The organism is Calothrix sp. CCY 0018 (assembly GCF_963920925.1).
Classification (GTDB): domain Bacteria; phylum Cyanobacteriota; class Cyanobacteriia; order Cyanobacteriales; family Nostocaceae; genus Rivularia.
Window position 1 is genome coordinate 41,180 of record NZ_CAWUDI010000006.1, and the last position, 15,489, is coordinate 56,668.

The 15,489-nt window shown below is 38.1% G+C and carries 13 protein-coding genes and 1 other RNA gene; 5 read left to right on the plus strand and 9 right to left on the minus strand.

The genetic code is table 11. The features are described from left to right. Window positions 1-201 precede the first annotated feature (201 nt). Window positions 202-2,115 carry an ATP-binding protein gene (locus ACM03V_RS06020; protein ID WP_414619854.1) on the plus strand — a complete coding sequence of 638 codons (1,914 nt, stop codon included), beginning with the start codon at window positions 202-204 and terminating at the stop codon, window positions 2,113-2,115. A 79-nt stretch (window positions 2,116-2,194) separates the two neighbouring features. Here the strand turns inward: ACM03V_RS06020 and ACM03V_RS06025 are convergent, their stop codons facing one another. From ACM03V_RS06025 to corA, 5 genes are all read right to left on the minus strand, one after another. Then, complete coding sequence (locus ACM03V_RS06025; protein ID WP_414619855.1) at window positions 2,195-3,259, minus strand: Gfo/Idh/MocA family protein; 1,065 nt, start codon at window positions 3,257-3,259, stop codon at window positions 2,195-2,197. A gap of 280 nt (window positions 3,260-3,539) precedes the next feature. Continuing rightward, window positions 3,540-4,250 carry a ribonuclease III gene (gene rnc, locus ACM03V_RS06030; RefSeq protein WP_414619856.1) on the minus strand — a complete coding sequence of 237 codons (711 nt, stop codon included), beginning with the start codon at window positions 4,248-4,250 and terminating at the stop codon, window positions 3,540-3,542. A 169-nt stretch (window positions 4,251-4,419) separates the two neighbouring features. Beyond that, an RNA gene (gene rnpB, locus ACM03V_RS06035) (RNase P RNA component class A) lies at window positions 4,420-4,896 on the minus strand. Between the two features lie 45 nt (window positions 4,897-4,941). After that, window positions 4,942-5,658 (minus strand): hypothetical protein, encoded by a 717-nt coding sequence (locus ACM03V_RS06040; RefSeq protein ID WP_414619857.1) that lies wholly within the window; start codon window positions 5,656-5,658, stop codon window positions 4,942-4,944. Between the two features lie 20 nt (window positions 5,659-5,678). Then, window positions 5,679-6,821 carry a magnesium/cobalt transporter CorA gene (gene corA, locus ACM03V_RS06045; protein WP_414619858.1) on the minus strand — a complete coding sequence of 381 codons (1,143 nt, stop codon included), beginning with the start codon at window positions 6,819-6,821 and terminating at the stop codon, window positions 5,679-5,681. A 675-nt stretch (window positions 6,822-7,496) separates the two neighbouring features. Between corA and ACM03V_RS06050 the strand changes: the two genes are divergently transcribed. After that, a complete protein-coding gene (locus ACM03V_RS06050; protein WP_414619982.1) occupies window positions 7,497-8,057 on the plus strand; it encodes a response regulator in 561 nt (186 codons plus the stop codon). A 249-nt stretch (window positions 8,058-8,306) separates the two neighbouring features. Here the strand turns inward: ACM03V_RS06050 and groL are convergent, their stop codons facing one another. Further along, window positions 8,307-9,992, minus strand: a complete 1,686-nt coding sequence (gene groL / locus ACM03V_RS06055; RefSeq protein ID WP_414619859.1) for a chaperonin GroEL — start codon at window positions 9,990-9,992, stop codon at window positions 8,307-8,309. A 157-nt stretch (window positions 9,993-10,149) separates the two neighbouring features. Here groL and ACM03V_RS06060 point away from each other — a divergent pair, with 157 nt between their 5' ends. Beyond that, window positions 10,150-11,229 carry an MraY family glycosyltransferase gene (locus tag ACM03V_RS06060; RefSeq protein ID WP_414619860.1) on the plus strand — a complete coding sequence of 360 codons (1,080 nt, stop codon included), beginning with the start codon at window positions 10,150-10,152 and terminating at the stop codon, window positions 11,227-11,229. Window positions 11,230-11,323: 94 nt separating this feature from the next. Here the strand turns inward: ACM03V_RS06060 and ACM03V_RS06065 are convergent, their stop codons facing one another. The 3 genes from ACM03V_RS06065 to ACM03V_RS06075 all read right to left on the minus strand — a co-directional run bounded on the left by ACM03V_RS06065 (window position 11,324) and on the right by ACM03V_RS06075 (window position 12,576). Next, the gene (locus ACM03V_RS06065; protein ID WP_414619861.1) at window positions 11,324-11,716 is read right to left on the minus strand and encodes a type II toxin-antitoxin system VapC family toxin; all 393 of its coding nucleotides are present in this window, start codon (window positions 11,714-11,716) and stop codon (window positions 11,324-11,326) included. Further along, window positions 11,713-11,940: a type II toxin-antitoxin system Phd/YefM family antitoxin gene (locus ACM03V_RS06070; RefSeq protein ID WP_414619862.1), complete on the minus strand. Its 228-nt coding sequence runs from the start codon at window positions 11,938-11,940 to the stop codon at window positions 11,713-11,715. The genes ACM03V_RS06065 and ACM03V_RS06070 overlap by 4 nt, the downstream gene beginning before the upstream one ends. Window positions 11,941-12,081: 141 nt before the next feature. After that, window positions 12,082-12,576, minus strand: a complete 495-nt coding sequence (locus ACM03V_RS06075; protein ID WP_414619863.1) for a DUF2243 domain-containing protein — start codon at window positions 12,574-12,576, stop codon at window positions 12,082-12,084. Between the two features lie 160 nt (window positions 12,577-12,736). Here ACM03V_RS06075 and ACM03V_RS06080 point away from each other — a divergent pair, with 160 nt between their 5' ends. Both ACM03V_RS06080 and ACM03V_RS06085 read left to right on the plus strand, forming a co-directional pair. After that, window positions 12,737-13,204, plus strand: a complete 468-nt coding sequence (locus tag ACM03V_RS06080; RefSeq protein WP_414619864.1) for an NADAR family protein — start codon at window positions 12,737-12,739, stop codon at window positions 13,202-13,204. Between the two features lie 992 nt (window positions 13,205-14,196). Continuing rightward, window positions 14,197-14,835: an NYN domain-containing protein gene (locus ACM03V_RS06085; protein WP_414619865.1), complete on the plus strand. Its 639-nt coding sequence runs from the start codon at window positions 14,197-14,199 to the stop codon at window positions 14,833-14,835. The last annotated feature ends 654 nt before the right edge of the window (window positions 14,836-15,489 follow it).

Here is a 15,489-nt window from a genome sequence, read left to right on the forward strand (position 1 = left end):
AAAGATGTACCAATTACCAAATACTAAATTATGGAAATTTTTATTCTAGCCGATAAAATTTGGTATCTCGCAATTCTTTTTTGTTGACAAGAATTTAATAACTTGACTATACCGGAATAATAAACTTAATAATAGAAGTATATTAACTTGTTAGATCGCATTTATTTTAAAGTTTGAACAGATGCTTATCAGAGAATACCAATGGTGAATTTTCGTCAATCATCATTTCGCCGAATTCTAATATCCAAGATATTATTGCTATCAGTACCAGTCTTATTGATAGGTGAGTTTGTCGGCTATAAAAAAGCACGTTCTAGCTTAATAGAAGTTGCCCGTCAGAATTTAACTGAAAGTGCAACGATCAAAGCAGAGAACATTGTCGATACTATTGATACGCTTAAAAGTAATCTATTTATCGCTTCCCAAACTACAGTTATTCAATCGGGTAAACCTGAGTTAATAGAAAAATTTGTTACTCAGTTAGTGAAAGAATTGCCCAGACAAATCAAATGCATTCAGTTGAAAAATCCAAGCAACAACAATATTATTGCTAAAAATTGTGGTAAAAAAGTAATTAATTTGAATAATTTTTCGACATCGAGAAATAAAGTTCAAATTGAACCTATTTTACCGGCAAAATCTCAAAAAAATAGTTTAGAAAATCCATCCTCAAAGCTAGAGCTAAACTTAGCTTCTCCCGTCTACGATACTCAAGGTAAATTGCTTTATACCTTAAGTATGCAATCGCAACTACTGCACGAAAAAAATCAAAAGAATCCCAGATTATTAACAGGTTCTACGGTAGTAATTGCAGAAAACGGGACAATTATGGCACACCCGATTTTTCAACGAGTAGGTACCAATATCGCCGAACACGCAGATGCAAAAAAGCTACAGCAGATTGTAAAAAATGCTGTATCCAAACCCGAAGGTTCTTCAGATTTGTTTTTTGATCAAGAAGGCAAGCAGTTACTTGCTGGATATACAGCTATTGACAGCCCAGTTGATGGCGACCAAAAATGGGTAATTTTAGCCGTTACGAGCTTGGATAATGCTTTAGTCGGTTTGAAAGAAATCAAATTAATTTTATTTGTTTTGACAGTTGGCTTGATTGCTGCGACTTTATTAGCATCGCTGTATGTGGCTCGTTACTTAGCGCATCCAGTAGAACAACTACGCGATTATGCCTTGAATCTTCATTTATCAGATACTTCTTCCCCCATTCCGCATAATTTCAACATTCGGGAATTCAATCAATTAGCACAAGCATTAGATCAAATGGTTGAAAGACTCAAAGCATCGGCCCAAGAGTTGGAAATTGCTTGGAAAGATGCAAAAACTGCAAATCAAAGCAAAAGCTATTTTTTGGCGACAACTTCCCACGAGTTGAGAAACCCTTTAAACGTCATTATTAATTCCATACGTTTGGTTCGGGAAGATATGTGTGACGATAGAGAAGAAGAAAAAGAGTTTCTCAAACGTGCGGATGAAACCGCGATTCATTTGTTGGGTATTATTAATGACTTGCTTGATATTTCTAGAATCGAAGCAGGTAAGCTTTCAGTCATAATTAAACCAATAGACTTGCATCAAGTCATTAACGAAGTAATTAGCTCGCAATCGCTTAATATTCGACAAAAAGGTTTGCAGTTGAATATTCCTGTTTTAGAAGAGCAAATTCGAGTTAATGCAGATACAGCGAAGCTCAAGCAAGTTTTAATCAACGCGATCGGCAACGCCACAAAATTTACTGAAGCAGGAAGTATAACCATAACCACAGAAATTCAAAATCATAACGATAAATCTTGGGTAACGGTTTCGGTTATTGATACAGGTATAGGTATTGATATCGAGCAACAGCAAAAACTATTTCATCCTTTCGTGATGGTAGATGCTAGCAATACCCGCCAGCATAATGGTACGGGGTTGGGGCTAGCAATTTCACGCAATTTAATCGAATTGATGGGAGGTACGATAACTCTTGAAAGTCCGGGGATAAATCGAGGTACTACAGCTAAAATTACTTTAGCTTTAACAGATAGCGAAAATAAAATTGATTCTGTAAATGGGAATGGTAAAGTACCACAAGCTAGTATTCAAGGTAACTTAAAATAGCAGTGTTAATCATTGTTCGTAGTAGCGCCGTCTAGCCTACGGCAAGCCTGACGGCGAACGCATCCGGGTTCAAACATTTTTATTTACGTTTATCGCTATGTTGGTTTTGTATAGAAATAGGTTCACCTTCTGCTTCTAAGGATTGAGTAAGAGCGGTGAGAATTTCTACTAGCTGCGTACCTACCCAACCATTAGATGTTAATGACGGAGTATTTTGCTGGATGCATTCAATAAAACTGTTACAAACTCGTTGTAATGGTTCCCCTTTTTCGACTTCTAGCACTTTTTGCTGTTGATTTACTGGGATAAAGCGATTTTCAGTTAGGTCAAATTCACCCTGCATTAACGTTAAAGGCTTATCGTTTAACATTTCATCGAAAATTAAGCTACCTTGACTACCTACAACTACCAAACGCCGTTGCTTATCAGGGTTTAGCCAGCATAGATGAATGAACGCTTGGAAACCCGAGGGATATGTTAGCGTTACTTGGACTAAATCGGATAGAGGGGGAGAATCAACAGCTTTTTGTTGTAGCCAAACTTTTCCTGTTGCTTGGGCAATAATTGGTGATTCGCCCAACCAATTGTTAAAAATTGCTATATCGTGAATAGCTAAATCCCATAGTGCATCAACATCTTGACGTACTGGCCCCAAATGGGTGCGTGTTGCGTAACCGTAGCGTAAATCTCCTACAGCACCAGCTTGCAATACTGCTTGTCCTTTTTCTACCACCGGATGAAATAAGTAGGTGTGATCTACCATCAGAATCAACTGCTGTTTTTCTGCCAATTCGCACAACTGACGGCATTCTGAGGGATTAATAGTCAAAGGTTTTTCAGCTAAAACATGACATCCCCAATTTAGAGCATCTACTATCAATGAATAATGGGTAACGGCAGGAGTCGCAATTACTACCGCATTTAATTCTGATAGCTGTTGAAGTTTTTGCCATTCGGTAGTTAATAAAACATTATTTTCAGATTTTTCACTTAAATCATATTGCCGTTCTACTTTCGCCAAACATTCAGCATTTGGATCTACTACTGCTACAACTTCTACCTGGGGATGCTCTAAAAAATTTCTTAATAAATGAACACCCCAACGTCCAACCCCAACCACAGCAACTTTTATTGAATTAGTCATCCGCTCGTTATTAGTTATTAGTTATTAGTTGTTAGAGCTAGTACTCAACCACATAAGTTTTGCTGGGTTCGTAGTAGCGCTTCAGCGCCTCCGGAATCCGGATGCGCTGAAGCGCTACTACGAACAAACTTTCCTTTACCCCGTAGAACTAATGAAAAGGACTACTAGCTATATCAAATACAAAAAAATTACAACTGTAGAATTTTTGTAAATCTAAAATTAAATATACAACAACTTTATAATCAATAGCTTAACAGATACTTATTTGAATACAGTATTATTACTGAGGCTGAATTGCCATGAAAGCCATTTTGGCAGCAGCTTGCTCGGCAGCTTTAATGGAACGTCCTTTACCTTCACCTAATTTTTGATCGTGCAACCAAACCTCGGCTCGAAAGCGTTCTTGATTGTGTTGAGGTGAAGTAAACTGAGTGACGCGATATTCAGGTAAGGTTTTATATTCTCCTTGAGTCCATTCCTGTAGAGCAGCTTTATAATTTTGTCTTGCTGGATCTGAATTAATTTCTGTAGCGAGTTGTTTAAAATGAGGATCTAACCAAGAGCGAATCAATTCCAAATTATTAGTACTCAGATAAAGCGCACCCAAAACCGCTTCAAAAGCATCAGCTAATCTAGATTCTTGCCCTGCTCTATCTCCGTAAGCACTACCAGCAACCAATAAATGTAGCTCCAAACCGTAAGAGCCAGCTAATTTTGCAAGAATGCGATCGCTAACTAATACCGAACGAATTGCAGCAAAATCTCCTACGCGAGCATCACTAAAATCTTCCCATAGAACAAGAGCAGCCACCAAACGTACCACCGCATCTCCAACAAACTCAAGTTGTTCGTAATTCGCCGACTCAGAAATAGACGGATGAGTCAACGCCAAGTCCAGTAAATCCCATTTAATAGGCGCTTTTACCGATAAACCTAGCTTTTTAACCAAACTCTCAAGTTGTCGCTGACGACGCGGATAAATAACAGACATCAATCAATTGGTAATTAGTAATTGGTAATTGGTAATTGGGCATTGGGCATTGATAATATTAATAACTAGTTAAATGCTTTAATTGTTAACTCCTAACTCCTAACTCCTAACTCTTTCAATCCAAAATCCAAAATCCCTGCATCCAAAATCCAAAATTCCTAGAGGGAGGAGAGAGAGTCGGACATAAGCCGGGTTCTGTTCAAGAAATGCGGAAATTTCTCTCCGAATTCCCAGGGCAGCTATCTATCTGGGACGCTTGTTACCAAACGCCTCAAGCGGCTCTCATAAAGCGGAACTGGTAAAAGACCAACCATAGTTCCTCTCACCTTGCTTCCAACCGGGGTTTACCGAGCCAGCACCTCTCGATGCTGCTGGTGAGCTCTTACCTCACCTTTGCACCCTTACCTTTTATGGCTAACGCCACGCCCTTACGGGCTACAATTATCAATTTACAATTATCAATGAACAGCGAAAACTGATAATTGATAATTGTTCATTGTTCATTGAAAAGGCGGTATTTTTCTGTGGCACTATCCTCACGTTCGCACGCACTGGGCGTTACCCAGCAAGTTTGGTCTTTGGGAAGCCCGGACTTTCCTCAAATTAGTTTTTTTTCAAACTAATCTGCAACCGCCTCGCCAACTCTCCCATAACATTCTAGTTTAGCTTTGATATAACCTTTGACTAATAGTTATTTTTTTCTTTTTTGATTCCAAGGTAAGGCATAAGTCCAAGGAAGTTTTCTAATTATAAAAGGACAAGTAATAATGGACATGGGAGGAACATTTTCACCAGGGCTTAATCCCACGCGCAATTCGGAAAATCGCAGCACTAATTGTAGAGAACATTCCAATTGTTCTCTTCTGCTGATAAAGTTTTTGTATAACTTTCTTTGCGCTCTGACTGGACTACTTTTTAGTCCGCTTATATTAACTAAAGCTTTTTTGGCTTCATATATTCCTGTTTCTTGATCTCTTCCAAACACATCTTCAGTGGTAATGCCTTCTACGAGGTTTTGAGAGGGAGCAACCAAACTGGGGCTTTGGGGTACAGCTAAATCTCGTGACATATCTGGTGATTTACGAATTACTCGACGCGATACGTTTTTGTGTTTTACAACAAAAGAACAGTTATCCCAGTCAATATACATCGCAAGATGATCCGATTTATTGCCAAGGATAATTAATAAATCTCTTAAGCCATCAATATCATAAGAAGGACTAAGTTTAAAGGCGATAGAAACCTTATCATCAAGTTCTAGTTCTTTTAACTGTTTGTCAACAGTTGCCTTATCATAGACAAACTTAATTTTTTCATCGATTGATTCGACCATTAAGTTTAGCACATAACTGACACCAATCATATAAAGCGTCAGTACAAGTAAATTAGGACTCGTCGATTGTTGCATAAGCGTTTAATGTAATCCCCCTAAAATTTTCGCTCACCTCGAACATCTTTGAGAGTTGGAGGGCTTTCCAACCACCCTCTCTTGCGGAAAAACACTACTAAACCAACTGCGATCGCCACCATTGCTGCAACGCATAACCAGAAGCCCCAAGGTGTTTTTAAACCAGGCATATACTCAAAGTTCATGCCGTACAACCCAGCAATAAAGGTTAAAGGTAGGAAAATCCACGAAAACACCGTGAGCAACTTCATGATTTCATTCATTCTGTTGCTGATTGCAGAAAGGTACACGTCCATCAGCCCCGATGCAAGTTCCCGATAAGTTTCTACCATATCCATTACCTGCACCGCATGGTCGTAACAATCTCTTAAGTAAATTCTCACCTCCTCAGAAATAAGTTCATTACTATCTCTAATCAAAGCATTTATAGCGCTACGTTGCGGCCATATAGCGCGACGTAATTGTAACAATTCTCGTCTAATTCTATAAATTTTTTGCAGTGTTTTTCGAGTCGGATTTAATATTACTTCCTCCTCTAAGTCTTCAATGCGTTCGCCATAATCTTCGAGTACGGGGAAAAACCCATCAATGATTGCATCTAAAAGAGCATAAGCTAAATAATCAGCTCCCTGCTTGCGGATGATACCTTTATTGTTGCGAATTCTCAAGCGTACCGGGTCAAAGCAATCAAAGTTGGGTTCTTCTTGCACGGTAAGCAGATAATTTTTTCCCAAAACAAGACTTACTTGTTCGCTGTGAAAACCATCACTATTCTCTGTTGGCATCACCATCCGCGAAATTATCACCAACTGATCTTCATAATTTTCTATTTTCGGACGTTCTGGAACATTTACCACATCTTCCAAAACCAAAGGATGCAGATCAAAAACTTTGCCAATTCTTTGCAAAATATTTGTATTACCCAAACCCGCAACATCTACCCAAGAAACTGATTCAGTATTCAGATACTTAGCGCAATCTTCTGGTACAGAAATCCTTTTAGGAATAACTTTGTCTTCATTGTAATCAATTAAAGAAATCTTAGTAGGTGGCGCGTCTCTATCTTCATTAAGAGTTCCCGGTATTGTTCCTGGATGGTGATAAAAATCTTCTTCGTAGGGTTCATTTGCTTGAAGAGCCGGACGAAATAATTTTTCTAGCATATATTTTGACCCTATTAAATAATGTAGATAATAATGATTTCTTAAATTTCCTATTTTTTCTAATACATAAATTGATAAAAACCACTACCTACAAGAGATTAGTTTATTTTCCACGAACATATCTCACCGACCAATCTTAACTCATAATGTTCGTTTAACAATCAAAAAGCGTTTATCTCTTGCTCCAGCAGGATTACCTGTTACGCTGTCTGCCGTACCTAAATCGGTGACAGCATCGAAAAATAACGCACCACTCAGCAGAGAAAATACTGAAAAACGAATAAAGAAAGGTTGATGCTTGGATAAAACTGCGAGCGCTTCCTAAAACTCCTACTGAAGTTTCTATTCGAACAGCACGCACATTTGCAAAATAGCCCGTAGCGAAATGACTTTAGTCATGTTGCCAATATATCTTTTGATACATAATATTTTTAAGACAATTTATCTAAATCGCAATTGTTGTAATTTCATGCGCTTTAACCAAACTGCTTCTTTATCTATCCGTCGCACCATAAGCTATGTGGAATGGTTGCTTTTAATTAGACATCTCCGGAAAACATTTTTTATAATGTCAGAAATTCCGTGCAGTCAAGACGGCAAATAAATTTTAATCTTAATCAAGCTTTAGCCACTTTAATAGAACAAGTTGGGCGAAATTAATCATTAGAAGAAGATATAGAAATTGTCGGGCAAGCCAATCATGGTAATGAAGCGATTTCTCTTACCCAACAATTGCAACCTGATGTAATTCTTATGGATGTGCGGATGCCTGTTTGCGATGGAGTTGCCGCAACCCGCGAAATTCATCACTCTTTCCCTTGGATAAAAATTTTGGTGCTGATGACTTTCGATGAAGATGAATATATTTGGCAATCTTTACAAGCTGGGGCACTCGGTTACTTCCTTAAAAATACTCCCGCAACTCAATTAGCCGCTGCAATTCACGCCATACACCAAGGACATTCTCAATTAGGGCCAACTATTGCCCCCAAAGTATTCGCCCAATTACGCCCGCCAATTCCAGTTAAAGAAAACGATATTCAGGAAAAATTAACCGAAAGGGAATTAGAAGTATTAACTTTAATATCCCAAGGAAAAAGCAATCGAGAAATTTCTAAAACTTTATATCTCAGCGAAGGAACCATAAAAAACTACGTTACCCAAATTTTAGGGCGACTTGAGTTAAGAGATAGAACCCAAGCCGCCCTATGGGCTAAAGAGAATTTAGCAATTTAGTTAGTTGTTAGTTGTTGGTTGCTGGTTGTTAGTTGTTGGTTGTTAGAAATGTATTCGGCGGTTGAAACCCCTTCTACACAGACGAAGTCCACGGAGGTGGACTATTAATTCCTAACCCACGTTCACCGCTAGGTGCGGCTCAGGTGGGTTTCGCTTGTGTAGCCGCGATTTCAATCGCCAGGTAACTCCTAACTCCCAACTCCCAACTCCCAACTACTAACCACTAACCACTAACTACTAACCCCTAACTTACATCATGCCCATTCCACCCATTCCTGGCATACCCATGCCGCCCATGCCGCCCATGCCGCCCATGCCGCCCATGCCGCCCATGTCGGGGGCACCAGCACCAGCTTTAGGATCTGGTTTTTCTACTACCAAGGCTTCGGTAGTTAATACCATTCCGGAGATGGAACCGGCGTTTTGTAAGGAGGAACGCACTACTTTGGCTGGATCGATAATTCCGACGGAAATTAAATCCTCAAATTCGCCGTTAGCTGCGTTGTAACCAATATTAAATTCAGTCTCTTTAACTTTAGAAACAATAACTGAACCTTCTACACCGGCATTCTCAGCAATTTGACGTAATGGCGCTTCTAAGGCTCGTGCTACTATGTCAGCACCAATTCTTTCTTCGTCTTTGAGGCTCTTCTTGATTTCCTCTACTTTTTTGATCAGGTGAATCAAGGTAGTACCGCCACCGGGAACGATGCCTTCTTCTACCGCTGCTTTGGTAGCGTTTAATGCATCTTCAATCCGTAATTTACGGTCTTGTAATTCGGTTTCGGTTGCAGCACCAACTTTAATTACAGCTACACCACCAGCAAGTTTGGCGATACGTTCTTGTAATTTTTCTGTATCGTATTCTGAGTCGGTTTCCTCAAGCTGTTTGCGAATTTGACCGATGCGCTTTTCGACATCGGCTTTCAACTCACCAGCAGCAACGATAATAGTGTTTTCTTTGTCAATCTCGATTTTGCGAGCGGTTCCTAACATCTCTTCAGTTGCGGTATCCAAACTCAAACCGATTTCCTCGGAAATCATTTGTCCGCCGGTAAGAATCGCAATATCTTGTAGCATGGCTTTACGACGTTCGCCGAAACCAGGAGCTTTGATAGCAGCAATTCCCAACACACCTCTGGCTTTATTTACAACCAAAGTTGCTAAGGCTTCACCTTCGACATCTTCAGCGATAATTAACAGAGGTTGACCGCTACGAGCAACTTTTTCTAAAATTGGCACTAATTCTTGAATATTGCCGATCTTCTTATCAGTAATCAAGATGCGGGCGTTTTCAAATTCTACTGTCATCCGGTCATTGTTGGTGATGAAGTAGGGAGAAATATATCCCCTGTCAATTTGCATCCCTTCTACAACTTCTAATTCGGTAGATAGAGATTTTGATTCCTCAACGGTAATTACCCCGTCTTTAGTCACTTTCTCCATCGCTTCCGAAATCATTTTGCCGACTTCTTCATCATTACCAGCAGATACGGTGGCAACTTGCGCGATCGCACTTCCTTCGACTGGTTTAGCAATCTTAACGATTTCTTGCACCAGCGCTTCGATAGTTTTGTCGATACCGCGCTTCAAGCTCATAGGGTTGGAGCCAGCAGCAACGTTTTTGAGTCCTTCGCGGATAATAGCTTGAGCCAACACGGTAGCGGTAGTAGTACCATCTCCCGCGATTTCTTTGGTTTTTTCAGCTACTTCCTGGATTAATTTTGCTCCAGTGTTCTCCAAAGGATCGTAAAGTTCAATTTCTTTAGCAACGGTGATACCATCGTTTACAATCTGAGGCGCACCAAATTTCTTTTCTAAAAGAACGTTGCGACCTTTGGGACCCAAGGTTATTCTGACGGCATCAGCAAGGGCGTTAATACCCCTCTCTAACGACCGACGTGACTCTTCATTAAAGGAAACGATTTTTGGCATTTTTAAACTCACAAGCACTATTGTTTTACAATTTAGCACTCACTGCTCAAGAGTGCTAACAATGCAAGCTGTTTATATTACAGATATTAAAAGCAAAAATGATTAATATACAGTTGGCGATCGTGATAGATACTCGCAGTAATCAAGGAATCGGGAGATGAATATATACAATTCCCTTAAATCTCTCGGTATTGCTGAACCCAGCGGTTCCGGCTGGTTGGCAGTAGTGTTTACGTTTTTGTTGGCTTTAGTTGTTACCTGGAGTTTAATTCCCCGGATACGTAAATTTGCGATACGTGTCGGTTGGGCAGATCAACCAAATGCAAGGCGTTTGAACAGCGAACCTTTACCGAATGCGGGAGGATTAGCAATTTATGCAGGAGTAATTGCCGCTGTTACCCTTGCTAGCTTATTACGACCGATTGAATTAGAAAATGTATTAGCGGAGGTTTTAACCGTATTGCTGGGCGGCTCAATACTGGTATTAGTAGGTTTTATTGACGACCAATTCGGCTTACCTGCCTCTTTTCGATTGTTAGTGCAAATCTTAACAGCGCTTTTGCTAGTTGCTAACAATATTGGCTTTAATTTAACTTTCAATACTCCTATAGATTCTACGCTCTCAACATTATTGACAGTATTGTGGGTAGTAGGAATTACCAACGCTATTAATTTAATGGACGGTATGGATGGCTTAGCGGGAGGAGTCAGCTTTATCACGGCGATGAGTTTGCTAGCAGTTTCCGCCCAGTTTCCCAACCGTGCGGCAGCGACTTTAGTTTTAGCAGCTTTAGGTGGTTCGGCGCTAGGCTTTTTACGCCATAACTTCCATCCGTCAAAAATTATTATGGGTGATGCCGGAGCATATTTCTTCGGTTATGTATTAGCAGCAACCAGTATTTTAGGCGAATTACAAATAACTACAGTGTTATCAATATTGCCCCCGGTTGCATTTCTTCTACTGCCAGTACTGGATACTACCCAAGTTTTTGTAAGAAGATTAGCAAAAGGTAAAAATCCTCTCAGCACGCCAGGAAAAGACCATTTGCACCATCGCTTACTAGCTTGGGGCTTATCCCAGAGACGTGCAGCGGTTATCCTCTGGTCAATAACTTTAGCTTGCAACTGGTTGGGAATGAGTATACGAAGAATGACCCCCGAAGTCATTTTTGCTACTACTTTCACAATTATTGTACTTTTAGCCTTTACCGTTTGGCGGAAAATGCAGAACGCTTGAGATGGGGGGGGATGGGGAGACAAGGAGACAAGGAGACAAGGAGACAAGGGGAGATTAAACTCCTAACTCCTAACTCCTAACTCCTAACTTCTAATTACCAGATCGCATCTGGGTAAAAATTTCTTATTTCTGTATCTGCTGTGACAATCGAAGCCTGATTTCTGCTGGCTAATGCTACAACAACCCTATCTGCTGGATCTCGATGCTCCCATTCCAGATTTACGCTTTCTAACCACACATCTTCATCAATCGGAACAATACTTACGACATCGGACTTTTTCAAAGAGGCAACGTATTTATTAAGATTGACTCCTAAATCCAATTTTTTATTTTTGATTTTGAGAGCAATTTCCCAAATCGCGATCGATGGAACAAGGCCATTTTTGTTTTTTTCCATCTGCTTGCAAGCTTCTATTGCAGCGCTCGTAAGTTCATTTGGATCTAAACTCCACCAAATCAAAGCGCAAGTATCGAGGACAATTTTCACAATTCTCCCCATTCGTCAGTTGTGGGAGTCGTCAAATCTTCAAAATACTGTACTTTGCCGCGCATTTCTCCAAATAACTCTTCGGTTGTTGGTGAATCGCCATATCTAGATATTTTTACTACTGGCTTTCCGCGATCGGTAACAATTATTTCTTCCCCTGACTCCACAAGACGTAAGAACTCTAGCAGTTGACTTTTGAGTTTACTTTTGGAAATAGTCTTCATAATGTCCCTAGTCATGACTATGGTCACATTCTAAGTTATGTGGAAGGGGAGAGGGGGACAAAGAGAGGAGGGAGAGGGGGAAGAATAAATAATTATTACCAATTACCAATTACCCATGCCCAATTCCTAACTGCTCACTGCTCACTGCTCACTGTTCACTGATAACTGTTCGCTCTTCGCACAAATTAGCCAACCAACTAACATAAGAAGCACACCAAGTGCTAAAAATCCCATATCCCAAGCAAATTCATTTGGGCCAGGTTTGACGTGATGAACTCCGAGAATTTGATGATCGATTAATCCTTCAACGAAATCAAATAAACCAATACCAATCAAAATTGAGCCAAAAAAGGTCTTGGATGACCAAGGAACGTCATCACGCTTCGCTACTTTCCATAACAAGACAACTCCCACTATAGTCATCACGTAATCGAAAACGTGGAAGAAACCATCAGCCAGTACATTCAAATCTATATTGGAGCGATTTGTTAAGGGCAAAACATTGCTCAACATATGATGCCATTGGAGAATTTGATGCAGCACAATCCCATCGAAAAAACCTCCTAAGCCTATACCCAAGCAAATTCCAGCTATTATCAGCGGTTTACGTTGGTTGCTAGCTAATTGTGATTCCATTTTGTATACCATTAAGACGTTTAGTTCTCACGGTAAAGCTTTGGTTAAGGAAAAAACTTCCGTCTAAAGGTTGTAGAAACAGAATAAATTTGAATTCAACAAGCAAGCTGTTAACATCTACAGGCATCATAGAAGTGGTATATTAAACAGCAGTTTTCATATGACTATTTATTTTTACAAAGTTTGGCAGCCCTACGGTTGTTTTTCTAACTTTTCCCTCCACTCAATTGAAATACAGAATACTTTGTGGTCTACAGTGGAGCATTATTACCAAGCACAAAAGTTCGTAGGAAGTCCTGATGAAGAAGTTATCCCTTTGATTCATCAAGCTTCGACTCCAGAGGAAGCTGCTGCTTTAGGAAGGTGTTCTACTCATCAAATACGTTCCGATTGGGAAATGGTGAAAACCCAAGTTATGCGAGAAGCGGTACACAAAAAGTTTCTTGCTCACCCGGATATTAGAGAAATCCTGCTTTCGACTGGTGACAAATTGCTTGTGGAAAATTCACCAAATGATTATTTCTGGGGTTGCGGTGAAAATAAAACCGGAGAAAATCATTTAGGAAAAATCTTAATGAGTGTACGAGAAGAACTTCGTATACTTTCGATGAAGGCGATCGCCAATTAATTCTTTTAATAAAAAATAGTTTAAAACATATTTTCAGACCTCTTCTACCATATAGGAGAGGTTTAAAGATGTGTTTTAAATTACGAATTGTTCAAATAATTTATGATAACTCACCATAATTCATCATTATTAAGAAATATAAAAAAAATCAGACTAAAAAAACTAATTAAAATAAACAAACTATGCAGTACAGTTTACATTAAATTTGCATAGTCTATGCAGTATAATTGGGAATTTTTAGACAATTCAACGAATAATTATGACTATTTAATTTAAAATAAGCATTCGTGACGATATATCTATATTTTTATCTTAAATAATGTATATTGCTTCTATTTTATTGTAAGAAATATCCGGGTGCAGCTTCTTGTTCAAGAATATAATTAAGTAGATTAATGATTAATATTTTTAACATCTGCCAAAAATATTTCAAAATATTACATCTGCGAATTATCTCTCAAGCAAGTATTAACTATTTGTGTAGAAGTTTACTCAAAGAGACTTAGAGTAACTAAATATTGCTAAGAAACTATCTAGCAAGGTTTTTTTTTAAATGTATCGGTCATAAATAATTTGAAAACTTAAGCTGAATAATGCGATTGTTATCAAGCAAAAATACGATCAAATTTATTCCTGCCGCAAAAAATGTTGTGAATATTACTGTTTTATTGCCGTTTTATTAATTTGTAATTATTTCAGCTTTCAATTAACCTCAAAATAATTTACTTTGTGTAGAACCAAATAAAAGTTTCGTTACAATAAATTTATATGCAATATCTGGCTTAAATAATCGATTAACAATAAAAGAGAGCTTTTCGATTGTTTTACGTATATAAATTCAATCTCAAGCATTCAATAAAATATGTAAATCATACTTTTGAATTTATAGAATAAATACTTAATTATTTTCTTTTCTGTGAATTGCGTTAATACTTGTGAAAAAAAAATCATTAATCTAACCGCACTATTGTCATTCACAAAGCTTAAAAATCATGGATATCACAAATTTTACCGCTGAAGGGCAACTAGAAAAACCACAAAAAGGTATGAAAATTATTCTCGCAGATGAAGAAACACAGATGCCAATAAAAAAAGAAGCTTCTCAATTAAACATTAGTTCTAATCGCGGTAGAGTTGCTATTTTTATTGATGGTTCAAATTTGTTTCATACAGCTTTACAACTTGGTATTGAAATTGACTACACTAAATTACTTTGCTGTTTAACTAGAGAGTCAAGATTGTTAAGAGCTTTCTTTTATACTGGTGTCGATCGCCATAACGAAAAGCAGCAAGGTTTTTTGCTATGGATGCGTAGAAACGGATATCGTGTAGTAACAAAGGAAATAATTCAACTTCCAGATGGTTCGAGAAAATCAAATCAGCACGTAGAAATTGCTGTAGATATGATGAATTTAGCCCCTTACTACGATACAGCAGTTTTGGTAAGTGGAGATGGAGAGTTAACTTATGCTGTAAATGCTGTAGCTTACCAAGGTGCTAGAGTGGAACTTGTTAGTCTGCGAGCAATGACTAATGAATCCTTAATTGATGTTGCTGACTGTTTTATCGATTTAGATACTATCAAAGATTACATCAAAAAGAATAGCGATTCATGTTGCGAGCAAATGTAATAATATTGGGATATATTGCATTGGTATATAGTACTAGAGTCATAGTACTTAACCTGTTATCAGAATTTATAGCGTATTTAGATCGACAAAGTAGTGCAATTACTGCTTTAAAAGCGCCGTAGGGGTGTTTACCGCAAAAAATATTTAGCATTTAATAGTAAAAGTTTGTATTAATTAGTATTTGCTTATAAGAGTATTATTCAGGGTTTAAGCAAATAAATTTAACTCTTTAATTTGTAAGTAAGTTTTTAATTTACTACTAAAAATATATTATTTATCCAGCTTTTAGCTTTTAGCTTTGAGCTTTGAGCATATAATAAAGTTTGATTTTAGTTAACTACTAAAAATCTTTTTTTGAATTACACGACTTTATTTCCGATCGAATCCGATACGATATGTAGTATTTTATACAAAATATTTTTATTTGTTTATTTGTAGTGAGTTGGTAAAATATAATACAATTCCTGATGTGCCCATAGATAGTTGAATATCGTAAATATGCCGATTGCAATTAATTTAATGCGATTTATCAGCATAAGTATTGTTTCCTTTATAGCTAGCACGAACTTAATTTTGTAATTGTACATTCGGTATTTATAATAAAATTTAAGTGTTAACACGGATTTCTCGGTTTTCACAATTCTATTAACATAG

Excerpts from the sequence above, each read along its gene's own strand:
- ACM03V_RS06020 (WP_414619854.1), top strand. The coding sequence starts at position 202 with ATGGTGAATTTTCGTCAATCATCATTTCGCCGAATTCTAATATCCAAG.
- ACM03V_RS06025 (WP_414619855.1), bottom strand. The coding sequence starts at position 3,259 with ATGACTAATTCAATAAAAGTTGCTGTGGTTGGGGTTGGACGTTGGGGT.
- rnc (WP_414619856.1), bottom strand. The coding sequence starts at position 4,250 with ATGTCTGTTATTTATCCGCGTCGTCAGCGACAACTTGAGAGTTTGGTT.
- ACM03V_RS06040 (WP_414619857.1), bottom strand. The coding sequence starts at position 5,658 with ATGCAACAATCGACGAGTCCTAATTTACTTGTACTGACGCTTTATATG.
- corA (WP_414619858.1), bottom strand. The coding sequence starts at position 6,821 with ATGCTAGAAAAATTATTTCGTCCGGCTCTTCAAGCAAATGAACCCTAC.
- groL (WP_414619859.1), bottom strand. The coding sequence starts at position 9,992 with ATGCCAAAAATCGTTTCCTTTAATGAAGAGTCACGTCGGTCGTTAGAG.
- ACM03V_RS06060 (WP_414619860.1), top strand. The coding sequence starts at position 10,150 with ATGAATATATACAATTCCCTTAAATCTCTCGGTATTGCTGAACCCAGC.
- ACM03V_RS06070 (WP_414619862.1), bottom strand. The coding sequence starts at position 11,940 with ATGAAGACTATTTCCAAAAGTAAACTCAAAAGTCAACTGCTAGAGTTC.
- ACM03V_RS06075 (WP_414619863.1), bottom strand. The coding sequence starts at position 12,576 with ATGGAATCACAATTAGCTAGCAACCAACGTAAACCGCTGATAATAGCT.
- ACM03V_RS06080 (WP_414619864.1), top strand. The coding sequence starts at position 12,737 with ATGACTATTTATTTTTACAAAGTTTGGCAGCCCTACGGTTGTTTTTCT.
- ACM03V_RS06085 (WP_414619865.1), top strand. The coding sequence starts at position 14,197 with ATGGATATCACAAATTTTACCGCTGAAGGGCAACTAGAAAAACCACAA.